The 16,403-nt window shown below is 70.5% G+C and carries 15 protein-coding genes and 1 pseudogene; 6 read left to right on the forward strand and 10 right to left on the reverse strand.

The genetic code is table 11. From position 1 onward, the window contains the following. The first annotated feature begins 60 nt into the window (after window positions 1–60). From ACFYYW_RS24455 to ACFYYW_RS24465, 3 genes are all read left to right on the forward strand, one after another. Window positions 61–888 carry a helix-turn-helix transcriptional regulator gene (locus ACFYYW_RS24455; protein WP_387651751.1) on the forward strand — a complete coding sequence of 276 codons (828 nt, stop codon included), beginning with the start codon at window positions 61–63 and terminating at the stop codon, window positions 886–888. A 59-nt stretch (window positions 889–947) separates the two neighbouring features. Further along, the gene (locus ACFYYW_RS24460) at window positions 948–2,021 is read left to right on the forward strand and encodes a CapA family protein (RefSeq protein WP_387651754.1); all 1,074 of its coding nucleotides are present in this window, start codon (window positions 948–950) and stop codon (window positions 2,019–2,021) included. Window positions 2,022–2,681: 660 nt separating this feature from the next. Then, on the forward strand, window positions 2,682–3,272 hold the full coding sequence (locus tag ACFYYW_RS24465) for a TetR/AcrR family transcriptional regulator (RefSeq protein ID WP_387652033.1): 591 nt from the start codon (window positions 2,682–2,684) through the stop codon (window positions 3,270–3,272). A 190-nt stretch (window positions 3,273–3,462) separates the two neighbouring features. On the opposite strand, the gene ACFYYW_RS24470 is transcribed toward ACFYYW_RS24465, so the two are convergent. Further along, window positions 3,463–3,822 carry a hypothetical protein gene (locus ACFYYW_RS24470; protein WP_352319081.1) on the reverse strand — a complete coding sequence of 120 codons (360 nt, stop codon included), beginning with the start codon at window positions 3,820–3,822 and terminating at the stop codon, window positions 3,463–3,465. 173 nt (window positions 3,823–3,995) lie between these two features. Between ACFYYW_RS24470 and ACFYYW_RS24475 the strand changes: the two genes are divergently transcribed. Beyond that, the gene (locus tag ACFYYW_RS24475) at window positions 3,996–4,526 is read left to right on the forward strand and encodes a tetratricopeptide repeat protein (protein WP_352319079.1); all 531 of its coding nucleotides are present in this window, start codon (window positions 3,996–3,998) and stop codon (window positions 4,524–4,526) included. Between the two features lie 152 nt (window positions 4,527–4,678). On the opposite strand, the gene ACFYYW_RS24480 is transcribed toward ACFYYW_RS24475, so the two are convergent. The 7 genes and pseudogenes from ACFYYW_RS24480 to ACFYYW_RS24510 form a co-directional block, all read right to left on the reverse strand. Continuing rightward, window positions 4,679–5,332 carry a hypothetical protein gene (locus ACFYYW_RS24480; protein WP_387651757.1) on the reverse strand — a complete coding sequence of 218 codons (654 nt, stop codon included), beginning with the start codon at window positions 5,330–5,332 and terminating at the stop codon, window positions 4,679–4,681. 218 nt (window positions 5,333–5,550) lie between these two features. Next, window positions 5,551–8,121: an ATP-dependent chaperone ClpB gene (clpB, locus tag ACFYYW_RS24485; RefSeq protein WP_352325250.1), complete on the reverse strand. Its 2,571-nt coding sequence runs from the start codon at window positions 8,119–8,121 to the stop codon at window positions 5,551–5,553. Between the two features lie 30 nt (window positions 8,122–8,151). Then, window positions 8,152–8,475, reverse strand: a pseudogene (locus tag ACFYYW_RS24490) (heat shock protein transcriptional repressor HspR); the annotation flags it as partial. A gap of 3 nt (window positions 8,476–8,478) precedes the next feature. Beyond that, window positions 8,479–9,660, reverse strand: a complete 1,182-nt coding sequence (gene dnaJ / locus ACFYYW_RS24495) for a molecular chaperone DnaJ (RefSeq protein WP_387651760.1) — start codon at window positions 9,658–9,660, stop codon at window positions 8,479–8,481. 21 nt (window positions 9,661–9,681) lie between these two features. Further along, window positions 9,682–10,281 carry a nucleotide exchange factor GrpE gene (gene grpE / locus ACFYYW_RS24500; RefSeq protein WP_387651763.1) on the reverse strand — a complete coding sequence of 200 codons (600 nt, stop codon included), beginning with the start codon at window positions 10,279–10,281 and terminating at the stop codon, window positions 9,682–9,684. Then, window positions 10,281–12,152: a molecular chaperone DnaK gene (gene dnaK, locus ACFYYW_RS24505; protein WP_352325253.1), complete on the reverse strand. Its 1,872-nt coding sequence runs from the start codon at window positions 12,150–12,152 to the stop codon at window positions 10,281–10,283. Before dnaK ends, grpE begins: the two co-directional genes overlap by 1 nt. Window positions 12,153–12,390: 238 nt before the next feature. Continuing rightward, on the reverse strand, window positions 12,391–12,834 hold the full coding sequence (locus ACFYYW_RS24510) for a hypothetical protein (protein WP_387651766.1): 444 nt from the start codon (window positions 12,832–12,834) through the stop codon (window positions 12,391–12,393). A gap of 81 nt (window positions 12,835–12,915) precedes the next feature. Here ACFYYW_RS24510 and ACFYYW_RS24515 point away from each other — a divergent pair, with 81 nt between their 5' ends. Both ACFYYW_RS24515 and proC read left to right on the forward strand, forming a co-directional pair. Further along, entirely contained in the window at window positions 12,916–13,797 is an 882-nt protein-coding gene (locus ACFYYW_RS24515) for a proline dehydrogenase family protein (RefSeq protein WP_352325256.1), read from the forward strand. Between the two features lie 40 nt (window positions 13,798–13,837). Next, complete coding sequence (proC, locus tag ACFYYW_RS24520) at window positions 13,838–14,632, forward strand: pyrroline-5-carboxylate reductase (RefSeq protein ID WP_352357328.1); 795 nt, start codon at window positions 13,838–13,840, stop codon at window positions 14,630–14,632. Window positions 14,633–14,762: 130 nt separating this feature from the next. On the opposite strand, the gene ACFYYW_RS24525 is transcribed toward proC, so the two are convergent. Together ACFYYW_RS24525 and ACFYYW_RS24530 are read right to left on the reverse strand one after the other, a co-directional pair. After that, a complete protein-coding gene (locus ACFYYW_RS24525) occupies window positions 14,763–15,506 on the reverse strand; it encodes an ABC transporter permease (protein WP_352325259.1) in 744 nt (247 codons plus the stop codon). Beyond that, complete coding sequence (locus ACFYYW_RS24530; RefSeq protein ID WP_387651770.1) at window positions 15,503–16,393, reverse strand: ABC transporter ATP-binding protein; 891 nt, start codon at window positions 16,391–16,393, stop codon at window positions 15,503–15,505. Before ACFYYW_RS24530 ends, ACFYYW_RS24525 begins: the two co-directional genes overlap by 4 nt. Window positions 16,394–16,403 lie beyond the last annotated feature (10 nt).

The following is a 16,403-nucleotide window of genomic DNA, read 5'->3' on the forward strand; positions in this document are numbered from 1 at the left end:
ACTGGTATTAGCGGCACCTGGATAAGTGTGCGCGGATGCCCCCATAGTGGAGGTGTGACCGTGACCGAGGCAAGACGTACGGATCTGGCGGCGTTCCTCCGGACTCGCCGGGCGCGCATCACCCCCGAGATGGTGAACCTCGCGCCGGGCCCCCGCAGGCGTACGCCGGGGCTGCGCCGCGAGGAGGTCGCCCAGCTCGCCGGGGTGGGCGTCACCTGGTACACGTGGCTGGAGCAGGGCCGGCCGATCAACGTCAGCGGCCAGGTGATCGACGCCGTCGCCCGTACGCTCATGCTGGACAACGCCGAGCGGCAGCACCTCTACCGGCTCACCGGCCAGGCCGAGCCCCCCGCCGTCGCCGACGCCAGCCGCATGCCGCCCGAGCTGCAGGGCATCCTCGACCAGCTCGGCGACATGCCCGCGTCCGTCACCAACAGCCGTTCGGACCTGCTGGCCTGGAACGCGGCCTACGCCACCCTGTTCCCGCACGTCGTCGAGGCCCCGGACGGCGAGCGGAACTCGTTGTGGCAGACGTTCGTCAACACGGAGGCCCCGACCACCCTCGTCAATCGCGAGTCGGAGCTGCCGCGCGCGGTCGCGGTCTTCAGGGGCGCCTACAGCCGGCACGCCGACGACCCCTGCTGGCAGGACTTCGTGCGGCGGCTGAGCGCGGAGAGCGCCGAGTTCGCCCGCATGTGGGCCAGGCAGGACGTGGCCGAGCCGGGCCCCCGCGTGAAGGTCTTCAAGCACGAGGTCGCCGGCGACCTCCGCTTCAGCACGACCAGCCTGAACGTCTCCGCCACGCCCGAGACGCGGCTGATCGTCTACAGCCCCAAGGACGACGCCACCAGGTCCGCTTTGACCTGGTTGATGGGTACCAAGTCCTAATCTGCCGCCCATAGAATGCTCGATCCGTAAAAGTCTGGATCGAGCGGAAATGGCGGTAGATGAGACTCCCCCGTGTGCTACCGGTGCTGGTCGTCGCCGCCTCCCTCGCGGCATGTTCGTCGGCACCTGACAAAGAGCCCCAGAGCAAGCAGGTCGAGCAGCAGGCGGCCGGGTCGCCGAGCTCGAAGCCGAAGCCCGCGCGCCGGCCGTTCACCATCTCCTTCGGCGGCGACGTGCACTTCGAGGGCGTCCTGCGCGGCAGGCTCGCCAACCCGGGCACCGCCCTCGGACCCATCGCGAACGTGCTGCGCAAGGCCGACCTGACGATGGTGAACCTGGAGACCGCCATCACCACGGCCGGGACGCCCGCGCCCGGCAAGCAGTTCACCTTCCGCGCGCCGGCGACCGCGTTCAGCGCGCTCAAGGCGGCCGGGGTGGACGTCGCCTCCATGGCCAACAACCACGGCATGGACTACATGGAGAGCGGCCTGGCCGACTCGCTGGCGGCCATCAAGCGCAGCAAGTTCCCGATCGTGGGCATCGGGGCGAACGCCGCGCAGGCCTACAGACCCTTCCGCAAGACGGTGAACGGCAACCGGGTGGCGATCATCGGCGCGACGCAGGTGCTCGACGCCGAGTTCATCCAGTCGTGGACGGCCACGGCCGACAAGGGTGGACTCGCCTCGGCCAAGGACGAGGCGAGCCTGCTGAAGGCCGTACGCCAGGCGCGCAAGACCTCCGACACCGTCATCGTGCACCTGCACTGGGGCACCGAGATGCAGAAGTGCCCCAACGAGGCCCAGCGTTCGCTCGCCCCCAAGCTGGTCGCGGCGGGCGCCGACGTCGTGGTCGGCGGGCACGCGCACATCCTGCTCGGCGCCGGATACCTGGACGACGCCTACGTCAGCTACGGGATGGGCAACTTCGTCTTCTACAACTCCACCCCGGGCACCACGGGCAGGACGGGCGTGCTGACGCTGACGATCAACGGCCGCAAGGTGCTCAAGGACCAGTGGACCCCGGCCACGATCCAGGGCGGCATCCCGATCCCCATGACGGGCGCGGCCAGGACCCAGGCCGTGAGCGACTGGAAGGCGCTGCGCTCGTGCTCGGGGCTGGCCGCGCGGCCATGATCGATCTATCCTCTGGACAGTTCGTCCAATAGGAGGTCGCCCATGCGGCTGGGTGCGACCGGCGGTCTTCGAGGAGGGCGCCCCCGCCGCGCCCGCGATCCTGCTGCCGGCCCACCGCGTCAGGGACGCGCGCAACGGGCTGGAGCTCCACCGGCGCAACATGTTCGCGCCGTGCACCCGTGGCGGGGGGCCGCCACGCGACGACGGGGGCGGCCCGGCGTCGCTGATATCGCTCGAATTGAAGATTATTCGCGAAATATCGTCTCGCAATATAGTGTGCCGGGCATTGTGCTGAACAATATGGCGGTCGTCGTCCGGAACATTTTATCGAACATATCATCGGCGGGGGTGTCGTCCCGGGCCGCATTCCCATCCGGCGGCACCGGGCCATCGGGTGTCCGCGCTGCGCCGCGGGCCGCGGGCCGGGCCGGATTCGGCGCGCCGACCAGTACGGATATTCGGTTATGCCGGCCCGTGGATTTCGCCATGGGCGACGCGACGGGCAGTCGTCCGAGAAATCCCGCAAATTAGTAGGTAACGATCGTGCAGACGAGAGAAGATGAATCCGTGTCTTCGCCGCAAATGGATGATGACTGCGTCCACCCCAAAGCTCTCCGGCGGCAGCCGGCCCAACGCCGCAGCGCCCGGCGCGTCGAGCGCATGCTCGACGCCTGCGCCGAACTCCTCGACGAGACCGGCTACGAGGCCCTGTCCACCACCCGCATAGCCGAGCGGGCAGGCGTCGCGATCGGTTCGGTCTACCAGTTCTTCCCCGACAAGCGGGCCATCACCCAGGAGCTCACCCGGCGCAACGTCGAGCAGTTCGTGGCGCGCGTGGGGCTGCGGTTCATGGAGGAGGAGTACCGCGGCTGGTGGGAGGCCGTCGATGCGATCATCGACGAGTACGTCGACATGCACCGCACGGTCCCCGGCTTCAGGAGCCTGCACTTCGGCGACGTCGTCGACCTCAACCTGCTCGACTCCGACTCCGAGAACAACACGGTCATCGCGGGCAGGCTGCGCGGCCTGCTGCTCAAGGAGTTCGGGCTGGCCGACAGCGAGACGCTCGACCTGGCCGTGCTGGTCGCGGTCGAGGCTGGCGACGCGGTGCTCAAGCTGGCCTTCCGGCGCGACCCCGCCGGCGCGCCCGACATCATCGACGCCGCCAAGCACCTGGTGCGGGGGTTCCTGTCGCGTCAGCTCAAGTCGTGGTCGCCGCACGTGCTGACCGAGGGCGAGGTGGGACGCTGACCGAGATCTGGGCATGACAGCGACGAGCGATCGTCGCTGTCCGTCACGGGTCTTCCTGAGGTGAGGATGTACGAGCTTCCGCCGTCCGCCTTCAAGCGCAGTGCCCCCTTCGACCCCCGCAACAGGCGTGGGCCGGTCCGCGTCGCGCTCGGGCTCGCCCGGGCCGTGCGGTCCGCGGTCGCCGGCCGGATCACCGGGCCGTGCCGGCGATGACCGGCCGGTGGGCGCCGGGCGCGGCCCGCCGCCACGACTCGGGCACCAGGGGCGCCGCCTCCCGGTGCCGGCGTCTGGCGGACTGCCGGTCGCCCAGCGCGGTCGCGGGCACCTGCTGGATGCGCGGCGTCACCGGCGTGCGCAGGCAGGGCAGCGGGAACGACACCGGCCGGACGTCCCGGGCCTGCCGGACGTCGAGCCTGGCCCGCAGCGCGTGCAGGTTGCGTTCGGCCGTCTGGATCGCCTCCAGCCGGGCCGACAGGTACCCGGCCACACCGGGCCCGAGGGCCGAGAGAACGACGGCGCAGGCCAGCGTGAAGGTCATCTGCCTGGACATGCCCATTACAGCCCCCTCCGCCCGCGTACCGCAAAGCATGCCGTATATGCCCGCTGACCTGCGCATACACGCGCAGCGTGACCAGCCTTGGACGAGACGTTGCCGAATTTGCATGTGACCGGCGATGCGCATTGACCGGGCAAACCGCCTGGCGGCTCGGTAGTCTCGCGGGTGTGGCGCATGTGACCCGAGAGCACCTTGATCGTCTGCTGGAGCAGGCCCTGCTGGCCGACGACCACAGTTCCTTGGCCAGTCGGCTTTACGACGTCGCGCTCGGTTATTCGTCCGGCGACGTCTCCAGGGCGTCCATCCTCGTCCTGGCCGCCGAGGAGTGGCGAGCGGCGGGACAGCCCGCACGCGCGATGGAGTGTTTCCAGCGCGCCGTGGAGGACGGCGGCGACGCGGGCTTCGACCCGCGCGCAGGCATCGCCGACACCCTCTTCGAGCTCGAACGGCCCGACGAGGCCCGGGAGCTCATCGAGACCATCCGCGCGGAGGGCGACGTCTCCACGGCGACGGCCCACACCATCGCGGAGACCCTGGTCGCCTACGGCGATCTGCGGGGCGGCCTCGAATGGGCCACCCAGGCCGTGCTGGGCTGCGACGAGGGCGACCCCGAGCAGGTGGCGCTGCTGCGGACGCGATACCGGATCAGGGTCGACCTCGGCCTTCCGGAGGACGAGCTCGACGAGCTCGTCTCCTAGTCCGGGGGCCGGCCGGCGGGCCCCGCGCGGGGCCCGGCTTGTCGCGTGCCCGCGAAGCCGGGCCGGAGGGGCCGCGACAGTGCGCGGCCACGGCCCCTCCGGCTGAGGAAGCCCGGGCGCGGCAGGCACGACCCGCGCCCGGACGCATTGGCTCAGTGCAGGTCGAGACCGGGCAGCAGGCGGCTGAAGCCGTCGATCGCGGGGTAGCCGCCGGGCAGCGCCGACGCGCCCTCGATGCTCTGCACGGCCCTGGGCAGCAGGGTCGAGATCAGGTCTTCGCCGACCTCCCGCACCGGCTGCCGCGCCTTGCCCGGTGACTTCGCGGCGCGGGCCGAGGCGGGGGCGGTCGGCCTCTCGTCGAGCGTCGTCTCGGCCGGCACCCGGGCCGCGACGGGCGTCTGCGGCAACGCGGGGAGGGCGGGCAGCGCCGGCACCTGCAGCGTCGTCGCCAGGTCACGCATCCCGCTGTTGCCGGAGGCCGCGGGGAACAGCGCGGGCGAGGCGCTGTTCAGCGAGGGCATGCCCCACGTCGCCCCGACGCCGCCGAGGTCGGCCAGCGGGCCCATGGCGGACCTGGCGGCCGCCAGACCCGTCAGGCCGAGCCGCCTGGCCATGTCGCCGGCGGCCATGGCCAGCTTGCCGACCTCCTCGGTGACGACCCGGTGGCCGTTCGTCCTGCCTTCGTTGAGCTGGAGCTTGGCGTGGCCGTCGCAGTACGAGGCGATGGCCTCGGCTCGCGGCCGGCAGGTGTCGGCCACCGAAGGACCGGCGACCGGCCAGGTGAGGCCCGCGGTCAGAGCGGCCACCGTGAGGATGCTTCGGATCTTACGAGATGACACCGCACGTCCCTCTGATCGGAATCGGTGATCTGACGAACGCCGAAGCTAGCCACGTGTCCGGCCGGTCGCGTGCGGCTTGTCCGAAGGGTGGCGGGAACCTTACCCCGCGGCGACGGGACATGACCCTGGCATGACATGCCGGAGCCCGGAGATCCGTGGGGATCTCCGGGCTCGACGCCACGGCCTCAGCCGCGCTGGATGAGCAGCTCGTCGTCGCCGAGCTCCACCCTGACCTTGTCGCCGTCGGCGATCTCGCCGGACAGCACGGCCTTGGCCAGCTTGTCGCCGATGGCCGACTGGACCAGGCGGCGCAGCGGGCGGGCGCCGTACATGGGGTCGTAGCCGGTCAGCGAGAGCCATTCGCGGGCGGCCGGGCTGACCTCCAGCGTCAGCCGGCGGTCGGCCAGCCGCTGGGCCAGGCGGTCGACCTGGAGGTCGACGATCTGGGCCAGCTCTTCGGAGCCGAGCGCGTCGAAGAGGATGACGTCGTCGAGCCGGTTGAGGAACTCCGGCTTGAACGAGCCGCGCACCGCCCCCATGACGGCCTCGCGCTTGGCGTCGTTCTCCAGCTTCGGATCGACCAGGAACTGCGAGCCGATGTTGGAGGTTAGGATCAGGATCGTGTTGCGGAAGTCGACCGTGCGGCCCTGGCCGTCGGTCAGGCGGCCGTCGTCGAGCACCTGGAGGAGGATGTCGAACACCTCCGGGTGCGCCTTCTCCACCTCGTCCAGCAGCACCACCGTGTACGGCCGCCGCCGGACGGCCTCGGTGAGCTGGCCGCCCTCCTCGTAGCCGACGTAGCCGGGAGGCGCGCCGACGAGCCTGGCCACGCTGTGCTTCTCGGAGTATTCGCTCATGTCGATGCGGGTCATCGCCCGCTCGTCGTCGAACAGGAACTCCGCCAGCGCCTTGGCCAGCTCGGTCTTGCCCACACCGGTGGGCCCGAGGAACAGGAACGAGCCCGTGGGACGGTCGGGGTCGGCGATGCCGGCCCGGCTGCGGCGCACGGCGTCGGAGACGGCCTGTACGGCCTGCTGCTGGCCGATGAGCCGGCGGCCCAGCTCCTCCTCCATCCGCAGCAGTTTGGCCGTCTCGGCCTCCAGCAGGCGGCCCGCGGGGATGCCCGTCCAGGAGGAGATGACCTCGGCGATGTCGTCGGCGCCGACCTCCTCCTTGACCATGGCGTTGTCCGGCGGCGCGGCGTCGGAGGCGGCCTGGAGGGCCTGCTCCAGCCGGGGCACCTCGGCGTACATGAGCCGGGAGGCGGCCTCGAAGTCGCCGTCGCGCTGGGCCCGCTCGGCGGCGCCCCTGGCCTCGTCGAGCTGCTTCTTCAGCTCGCCGACCTTGTTGAGCCCGGCCTTCTCGTGCTCCCAGCGGCCGACCAGGGCGTTGAGCTCCTCCTGGCGGTCGGCCAGCTCCTGGCGCAGGCGGTCGAGCCGCTGGACCGACGCCTCGTCGGTCTCCTTCGTCAGGGCCAGCTCCTCCATCTTCATGCGGTCGACGCTCCGCTGGAGCTGGTCGATCTCCACCGGACGGGAGTCGATCTCCATGCGCAGCCGCGAGGCGGCCTCGTCGACCAGGTCGATGGCCTTGTCGGGGAGGAAGCGGTTGGTGATGTAGCGGTCGGACAGGGCGGCGGCGGCGACCAGGGCGCTGTCGGCGATCTGCACCTGGTGATGGGCCTCGTAGCGGCCCTTGAGCCCGCGCAGGATCGCGATCGTGTCCTCGACCGTGGGCTCGCCCACGTAGACCTGCTGGAAACGGCGCTCCAGCGCGGGGTCCTTCTCGATGCGCTCGCGGTACTCGTCGAGCGTGGTCGCGCCGATCATGCGCAGCTCGCCGCGGGCCAGCATGGGCTTGAGCATGTTGCCGGCGTCCATGGCGCCCTCGGCGGCCCCCGCGCCGACGACGGTGTGCAGCTCGTCGATGAACGTCACGATCTGCCCGTTGCTCTCCTTGATCTCGGAGAGGACGGCCTTGAGACGCTCCTCGAACTCGCCGCGGTACTTCGCGCCGGCCACCATCGCGCCCAGGTCGAGCGAGATCAGCCGCTTGTTGCGCAGCGACTCGGGCACGTCGCCGGCCACGATGCGCTGCGCCAGGCCCTCGACGACGGCGGTCTTGCCGACGCCGGGCTCGCCGATCAGCACCGGGTTGTTCTTGGTGCGGCGGCTGAGCACCTGGACCACGCGGCGGATCTCCGAGTCGCGGCCGATCACCGGGTCGAGGCCGCCGCCGCGGGCCCGCTCGGTCAGGTCGACGCCGTACTTCTCCAGCGCCTGGTAGGTGTCCTCGGGCGTCTCGCTGGTGACGCGGGCGTGGCCGCGTACCTTCTCGAAGGCGTCGAGCAGCGCCTGCGGGGTCGCGCCCTGCGACTTGAGCAGCTCGGCCATCGCGCCGCCGTCGGCCGCCAGGCCGACGAGCAGGTGCTCGGTGGAGACATAGAGGTCTTCGAGGCGGTTGGCGTGCTGGGCGGCGGTGTTCATGACGGTGAGCAGCTGCCGCGAGCTCGACGGCGCGCCCACTGTCGCGCCCTGAGCCTTCGGCAGCGCCGCGAGCTGCTCCTCGACGCGCGCCCGCAGCGTGCGCCAGTCGGCGCCGACCGCTTCGAGCAGCGGCACGGCCGTGCCGCCCGTCTGGGAGAGCAGCGTGGAGAGCAGATGGGCCGGAGAGATCTCCGGGTTGCCCTCGGCGGCGGCGCGCCGCATGGCACCCGAGAGAGCTTCCTGGCTCTTCTGGGTGAGCTTGTAGTCCATAACCTAGGCCCCCGGTGGCAGCTCGTAGCGGATCAGCGCCCGGACCATCCGCATCTCGGCGCGCAGGCGGTGAACCTCCTCACGCAGCCGCAGAGCTTCGTTCTCGAGCTCGAGAATCCGCTTGATGCCCGCGAGGTTGATGCCCTCCTCCTGGGAGAGCCGCTGGACCTCGCGGAGCTGGATGATGTCTCTTGTGGAGTAGAGGCGGCCGCGCCCGGCGGTGCGGCCCGGGCTGACCAGGCCGAGCCGGTCGTACTGGCGCAGCGTCTGCGGGTGGAGCCCGGAGAGCTGCGCGGCCACCGAAATCACATAAACAGGCGTGTCGTCGGACAGGTCGAAATAGTTGGCGTCCATCGGCTACTCGCTTCTGGCTCGCTGAATCAGATCGGCGCGCGGGTCGTCGCCCGCGGTCGCGGTGTTGAACTCGGTGAGGAGCTCGCGCGACTTGTCGTCGAGCGTCTTCGGCACGAGCACCTCGACGCTGGCGAGCAGGTCACCCTTGGTGCCGTCCTTGCGGGTGACGCCCCTGCCCCGCACGCGGAACGTGCGGCCGTTGGGCGTGCCCGCCGGGATGCGCAGGGTCACCGGCATGCCCTTGAGGATCGGAACCTTGATCTCGGCGCCCAGCGCGGCCTCCGAGAACGTCACGGGAACCGTGATCGTGAGGTTGTCGCCCGTCCGGCCGAACACGGGGTGCGGCTTGACGTGCGTCAGGATGTAGAGGTCGCCGGCCGGGCCGCCGTTCTCGCCCGGCGCGCCCTTGGCCTTGAGCTTGACCCGCTGCCCGTCGGCCACGCCCGCGGGGATCCTGGCCTGGATCGTGCGGGTGCTCTTGGCCCGGCCGCTGCCCTCGCACACGGGGCAGGGGTCGTCCACGAGCAGCCCGCGGCCCTTGCAGTCGCGGCAGGGCTCGGAGAAGGCGAAGTTGCCCAGGTTGCGGCTGGCCGCGCCGGTGCCCTCGCAGGTGGGACAGACCCGGGGGGTCGTGCCCGCCTTGGCGCCGGTGCCGCTGCACGCGGTGCAGGCGGCCGAGCTGGTCAGCCTGAGCGACACCGTGGTGCCCTCGACGGCCTCGGTGAACGAGAGCGTGACCTCGGACTCGACGTCCTGGCCGCGGCGCGGTCTGGTCGCGCTCGTCGTGCGGGTGGAGCCCCCCGCCCCACCGCGGTTGAACAGCCCGCCGAACAGGTCGCCGAGCCGCTCACCGGCGCCCCCGCCCTGCTGGCCGGCGGTGCCGCCGAACAGGTCGCCGAAGTCGAACGGGAAACCGCCACCGCCGGGGCGCTGACCGCCCACCCCGGACCCGAACAGCGTGCGCGCCTCGTCGTACTCCTTGCGGCGCTTGCTGTCGGACAGGATGTCGTACGCCTCCGAGACCTCCTTGAACTTGGTCTCCTTGGTGGCGTCGCCCTGGTTGGTGTCCGGGTGGTACTGCCTGGCCAGCTTCCGGTACGCCTTCTTGATCTCGTCGGCGGTGGCGGTCTTGGGCACACCAAGGACGGCGTAGTAGTCCTTTTCCAGGTAGTCCTTGGTGCTCATCTACGGCCCTTCGTCCTTTTGTCAGTTTGCTTCGTCGTCATTGGACGCGGGAGGAGCGTCCTCGGGCTCGGCCACCGCCACCCGCGCCGGGCGCAGCACCCGCTCACCCATCCGGTAACCGGGCTGCAGCACCTCGATCGCGGTGGGCTCGGTCACGTCGGGCGAGTAGCTGTGCATCAGTGCCTCGTGGACCGTCGGGTCGAACGGGTCGCCCTTCTGGCCGAAGGCGCTGAGGCCCAGCTTGGTGAGCGCCGACTCCAACGACTCCGCCACCTTCGCGAAGCCGCCGTTCAGCTCGCCGTGGTCACGGGCCCGTCCGATGTCGTCGAGCACGGGGAGCAGCTCGGTCAGCGCGCCGGCGACGGCCTGCTCGCGGACCGCTACCCTGTCGCGCTCGACCCTTCTGCGGTAGTTCGTGTACTCCGCCTGGAGGCGCTGGAGGTCGGCGGTCCGCTCGGCGAGCTGGGCCGCCAGCTCACCGTCCTGGGCCGCCGCCGGCGCCTGCTCGGCGGGCGCCTCGGGCTGCTCGCCCGAGGTCTCCCGAACCTCGCCCGTCTCCGGGTCGATCTTGCGCTTGTCGCGGATCACCGGCTCCTCGTGCCCGTTGTCGCGCGCCGGCATCACTGGTCCTTCTTCGGCTGGTCTTCGTCGACGATCTCGGCCTCGACCACGTCGTCGTCGGCCTTGGCGCCCTGACCGGCCGAGGCGTCCTGCGGAGCGCCCTCGGGGCCGGCCTGCTGGCCCTGGCCGGCGGCGTAGATCGCCGAGCCCATCTTCTGGCTGACCGTGGCGAGCTTCTCCGCGGAGGTGCGGATGACGTCGGTGTCGGTGCCCTCAAGAGCCTTCTTCAGCTCGGCCAGGGCGTCGTTGACCTCGGTCTTGATGTCGCCGGGGACCTTGTCGTCGTTCTCGCGGAGGAACTTCTCCGTCTGGTAGGCCAGACCGTCCGCGTTGTTGCGGACCTCGGCCTCCTCGCGGCGCTTCTTGTCCTCCTCGGCGTACGACTCGGCCTCGCGCATCATGCGCTCGATGTCGTCCTTCGGCAGCGCGGAGCCGCCGGTGATGGTCATCGTCTGCTCCTTGCCCGTGCCCAGGTCCTTGGCGGAGACGTTGACGATGCCGTTGGCGTCGATGTCGAAGGTGACCTCGATCTGCGGGATGCCGCGCGGCGCCGGGGCGATGCCGGTCAGCTCGAAGGTGGCCAGCTTCTTGTTGTACGAGGCGATCTCGCGCTCGCCCTGGTAGACCTGGATCTGCACCGACGGCTGGTTGTCCTCGGCCGTGGTGAAGACCTCCGAGCGCTTGGTCGGGATCGTCGTGTTGCGCTCGATGATCTTGGTGAAGATGCCGCCCTTGGTCTCGATGCCCAGCGACAGCGGGGTCACGTCGAGCAGGAGGACGTCCTTGACCTCACCCTTGAGCACGCCGGCCTGGAGGGCGGCGCCGATGGCGACGACCTCGTCGGGGTTGACGCCCTTGTTGGGCTCCTTGCCGCCGGTCAGCTCGCGGACGAGCTCGGTGACGGCGGGCATGCGGGTCGAGCCGCCGACGAGCACCACGTGCGCGATGTCGGAGACCTTGATGCCGGCGTCCTTGATGACCTGGTGGAACGGGCCCTTGGTGCGCTCGAGCAGGTCGGCCGTCAGGCGCTGGAACTCGGCCCTGGTCAGCTTCTCGTCGAGGTGCAGCGGGCCCTCGGCGGAGGCGGTGATGTAGGGCAGGTTGATGTTGGTCTCGGCCTGGCTGGACAGCTCGATCTTGGCCTTCTCCGCGGCCTCACGCAGGCGCTGGAGGGCCATCTTGTCCTTGGCGAGGTCGACGCCGTGGGCGTTCTGGAAGCGCTTGACCAGCTCGTCGACGACGCGCTGGTCCCAGTCGTCGCCACCGAGGTGGTTGTCGCCGGAGGTGGCCTTGACCTCGACGAAGCCGTGGCCGTCCTCCTGGCCGACGTCGAGCAGCGAGACGTCGAAGGTGCCGCCGCCGAGGTCGAAGACCAGGATCGTCTGGTCCTGCTCCTTGTCGAGCCCGTAGGCGAGGGCCGCGGCGGTCGGCTCGTTGATGATGCGCAGGACGTTGAGGCCCGCGACCGTGCCGGCCTCCTTGGTGGCCTGGCGCTGGGCGTCGTTGAAGTAGGCCGGGACGGTGACCACCGCGTCGGTGATCTTCTCGCCCAGGTACGCCTCGGCGTCCTGCTTCAGCTTCTGCAGCACGAAGGCGCTGATCTGCTGGGGGGAGAACTTCTTGCCGTCGATCTCCTGGGACCAGTTGGTGCCCATCTCGCGCTTGACCGAGCGGATCGTCCGGTCAACGTTGGTGACGGCCTGCCGCTTGGCGACCTCGCCCACCAGGACCTCGCCGTTCTTCGCGAAGGCGACCACGGACGGCGTGGTCCGCGAGCCCTGCGCGTTGGCGATGACGGTGGGCTCACCGCCCTCGAGGATCGAGACGACGGAGTTGGTCGTCCCAAGGTCGATACCTACCGCACGTGCCATGAGTACGTCCTTGTAGTCAAAGTTGAGTCGGTTGGACTCAAGCTACGGATTCGTGTCGTCTTTGTCAAACGACTTGAGCCTACCCGACTCAACCCCGATGAGCGCGTCGGCATTCCCACGAACTGGGGTGATTCCACACATCAGGCGTAACGGGGGCGGACGCCCGGCGGTTCCACCGGCATGAGGAAGCCGCCCACCTCGCGGTCATGAGGAGGGCGGCCGAGGGGGACGTCGGGCGTTAGGGCTTCGCGCCGTCCACGAGCTTGCGCTTGCCGAGGGCGTGCTTGAGCTTGACGGTCGTGGTCTTCTCCACGGCCAGCATGATGCAGGAGACGCTCTTGGCCTTGGGGGACGTGCCCTCGTACAGGGTGATGGTGACCTTCCTGGCGGTCTCCTTCACCTTGACCTTGTCCAGCACGGTGCACGGCTCCACGCCCGACCACCAGGTGAGCTTGACCTGCTTGCCGCGTGCGAGGGACGCGGCCTTGGTCCAGCGGACCTTGTGCACGTTGATGGCGTCGCCGGTGGGCTTGACCGGCTCGGGGGCCTTGCTGGGGGCGGACGTGACCGGTGTCACGACGTGCTCGGCGGGCGTCTGCGGCAGCGGACGGGCGGCCGGCGGCGATGTGGCACAACCCGTCGCGAGCACCAGAGAACCGGCGAGAAGAGTCGCTGTCGTCATTGTGCGCATATCCCTAAGACGAAAAGGGCAGGTCCGCGGTTCAGCGATATACCCGGGAAGTGGGCGGTTAGTGTGGGTCACGTGCTCCGTCAGGCAATGCTCGCCGTCTCCAAGAGCGAACGCGCCGAACGCGTCATCACCACATCGCCGCTGACCAGGGACGTGGTCAAGCGATACGTCGCCGACGACGTCGGCGAGGTCATCCGCGCGCTGTCCCACGAGGGCCTGCTGGTGACCGTCGACCACCTGGGCGAAGAGGTGACCGACAGGAGACAGGCCGAGGCGGCCGTGCGCGAGTACCTGTCGCTGCTCGACCGGCTGCCGCCGGGCGGCGACGCCTCGGTCAAGCTGACCGCGCTCGGCCTGCGGCTGTCGGAGCAGGTCGCGCTCGACAACGCGGCCACCATCTGCGAGGCGGCGGCCGCCCGCGGCATCACGGTCACGCTCGACGCCGAGGAGCACGACACGATCGGCGGCCTGCACTTCGTGCACGCCACCCTGCGCAAGGAGCACCCCGACGTCGGGATCGTGGTCCAGGCGTACCTGCCCGACGCGCTCGAACGCTGCGAGAAGCTGGCCGGCGCCCGCGTCCGGCTCTGCAAGGGCGCCTACACCGCCCCCGGCGCCTACAGCAGGCCGGCCGACGTCGACCGCTCGTTCGTGCGCTGCCTCAAGATCCTCATGGCGGGCACCGGCTACCCCATGATCGCCACGCACGACCCCAGGATGATCCAGATCGCCTCCACCCTGGCCGTGCTCGACGGCCGCGACGTCAACGGCTTCGAGTACCAGATGTTGTACGGCGTGCGCCCCGGCGAGCAGCGCCGTCTGGCCGGCCTCGGCGGCCAGGTGCGCGTGTACGTCCCGTACGGCGCCGACTGGTACGCCTACCTCATGCGCCGCCTGGCCGAACGCCCCCGTAACCTGGCGTTCTTCCTCAGGTCGCTGCTGTCGCGGGGCTAGTAGGCTGGGCCGGCGTCCGTTCCCCCTTCGAGAGGTCGAGATGATCGCGATTCTGGGCACCGGCAAGATGGGCGAGGCCCTGCTGTCCGGGCTGCTGCGCGCCGGGTTCAAGCCGGGCGACATCATGGCGACCAGCCGCCGTCCGGAGCGGGCGCAGGCGCTGCGCGAGACCTACGGCGTGCGCACGGTCGACAACGCCGAGGCGGCCAAGTCGGCCGACACCCTGATCCTGGCCGTCAAGCCCCAGGACATGGCGACCCTGCTGGCGGAGATCGCCCCCTACGTCCCGGCCGACCGTCTGGTCATCACGGCGGCGGCCGGCATCACCACCGCGTTCGTGGAGCAGCGGCTCGGCGTCGAGGTGCCGGTGGTCCGGGTCATGTCCAACACGCCGATCAAGTTCGACGAGGCGATGAGCGTGATCTCGGCGGGCGCGCACGCCGGCGAGGAGCACCTCAAGCTCACCGAGGGCCTGCTCAAGCCGGTCGGCAAGGTGCTGCGCATCCCCGAGTCCCAGCAGGACGCCGCGACCGCGCTGTCCGGCAGCGGCCCCGCCTACTTCTTCTACCTGGTCGAGGCCATGGTCGACGCGGGCATCCTGCTCGGCATGCCGCGGGCCGCCGCGCTCGACATGGTCACCCAGTCGATCGTCGGCGCCGCCGTGATGCTGCGCGACTCCGGGGAGCACCCGGTGATCCTCCGGGAGGCCGTCACCTCGCCGGGCGGCACCACGATCGCGGCCATCGCCGAGCTGGAGCGCCACAGCGTGCGCGCCGCCTTCCTGGCCGCCATCGAGGCCGCCCGCGACCGGGGGCGTCAGCTCGCCTCGGGCTGACCCGCGGCGGGGGAGCCGGCTCGCCTCGGGGTGACCCGCGGCGGGAGAGCCGGCTCGCCTCGGGGTGACCCGCGGCGGGAGAGCCGGCTCGCCTCGGGGTGACCCGCGGCGGAAGAGCCTGCCGTGCTGCTCAGGCGTCCCGCCGCTGCATGAGCACGGCCCCCGCCGCCACCGCGACGGCGACCCACAGCGCGTAGACGCCGAGCCCGCTCCACGGCCCCAGCGGGTTCCCGGGCTGGTCCAGCACGATCTCCAGGCCGGCGTTGGTGGTGAAGTGGTCGGCGACGGCCTTGCCCCACGCGCCGGGCAGCGCGTTGGTGAGCTGCGGCAGCACCATCATCAGCGCGATGGCCGAGACGATCGCGCCCGGCGTGTGCCGGATCAGCGTGCCGAGCCCGAGCCCGAACAGGCCGCAGGCGGTGAGGTAGAGCCCGGCCCCGAACACCGACTGCGCCGCGGTGCCCATGTCGACCGAGCCCGGCCGCAGGATCGCCACGCCGACGGCCACCGCGGCCGCCGCCGCGACCGTGGAGACGACCAGCGCCGTCACGGTGAACACCACGATCTTGCCGGCGAGCAGCCTCATCCGCCTCGGCACGGCCAGCAGCGACGTGCGGATGCCGCCGGTCCGGTACTCGCTGGAGATCACCAGCACGCCCAGCGTGGCCATGGACAGGGAGGCGAACATGATGCCGGTCAGGCTCGTCATGACGGCCTGGTCACCGGTGATGGGCTGCCCGTCGGCCGTGGCCCTGGACGCGACCGACAGCAGCCCGCCCAGGCCGATCAGGAGCAAGGCGGTGACGGCGAGCGTCCACACCGTCGAACGCACCGAACGGATCTTGGTCCATTCGGACCTCAGGATGTCGGTCATGACGAGTACTCCACACTGTCCTTGGTGAGCTCCATGTACGCCGCTTCGAGCGAGGGCTGCACGAACGTCAGCTCCTCCAGGGGGATCCCGGCCCGAGCGGTCAGGGTGCCGATCTCCAGCGTGCTCATCGCGGTGACGCGCAGGTGGTCGGGGTACAGGTCGCCCACCTTGACCAGGTCGGCGACCTCGGCCAGGCGCGGCGAGCGCACCCGTACGTAGCCCTGCGAGCTGCGCCCGATGAACTCCTGCACGCTCGTGTCGGCGATCAGCCGGCCCCGGCCGATCACGATCAGGTGGTCGGCCGTCTGGGCCATCTCGCTCATGAGGTGGCTGGAGACGAACACCGTGCGCCCCTCGGCCGCCAGCTTGCGCATGAACGTGCGGATCCACAGGATGCCCTCGGGGTCGAGCCCGTTGACCGGCTCGTCGAAGAGCAGGATCTCGGGGTCGCCGAGCAGCGCGGCCGCGATGCCCAGGCGCTGCGACATGCCGAGCGAGAAGCCGCCGATCCGCCGCCGTGCCACCTCGCGCAGGCCGACGGCCTCCAGCACCTCGTTCACCCGGCTCGCCGGGATGCCGTTGCTCTGGGCGATGGCCAGCAGGTGGTTGCGGGCGCTGCGGCCGCCGTGCACGGCCTTGGCGTCCAGCAGCGCGCCCACCTTGCGCAGCGGGTGCCGATGTTCCTGGTACGGCCGCCCGTCCACCAGCACGGACCCGCTCGACGGCCGGTCGAGGCCGAGGATCATCCGCATGGTCGTGGACTTGCCGGCGCCGTTGGGCCCGAGGAACCCGGTCACCTGGCCGGGCTCGACGTCGAACGACAGGTCCGCGACGGCATGGGTGGCGCCGTAGCGTTTGCTCAGGTTGGTTGCGCGAATCGCCGTCATGTCACCAAGC

Origin of the sequence: Nonomuraea sp. NPDC001831 (genome assembly GCF_042892035.1) — a bacterium.
In the GTDB taxonomy this organism is placed as follows: Bacteria; Actinomycetota; Actinomycetes; order Streptosporangiales; family Streptosporangiaceae; genus Nonomuraea.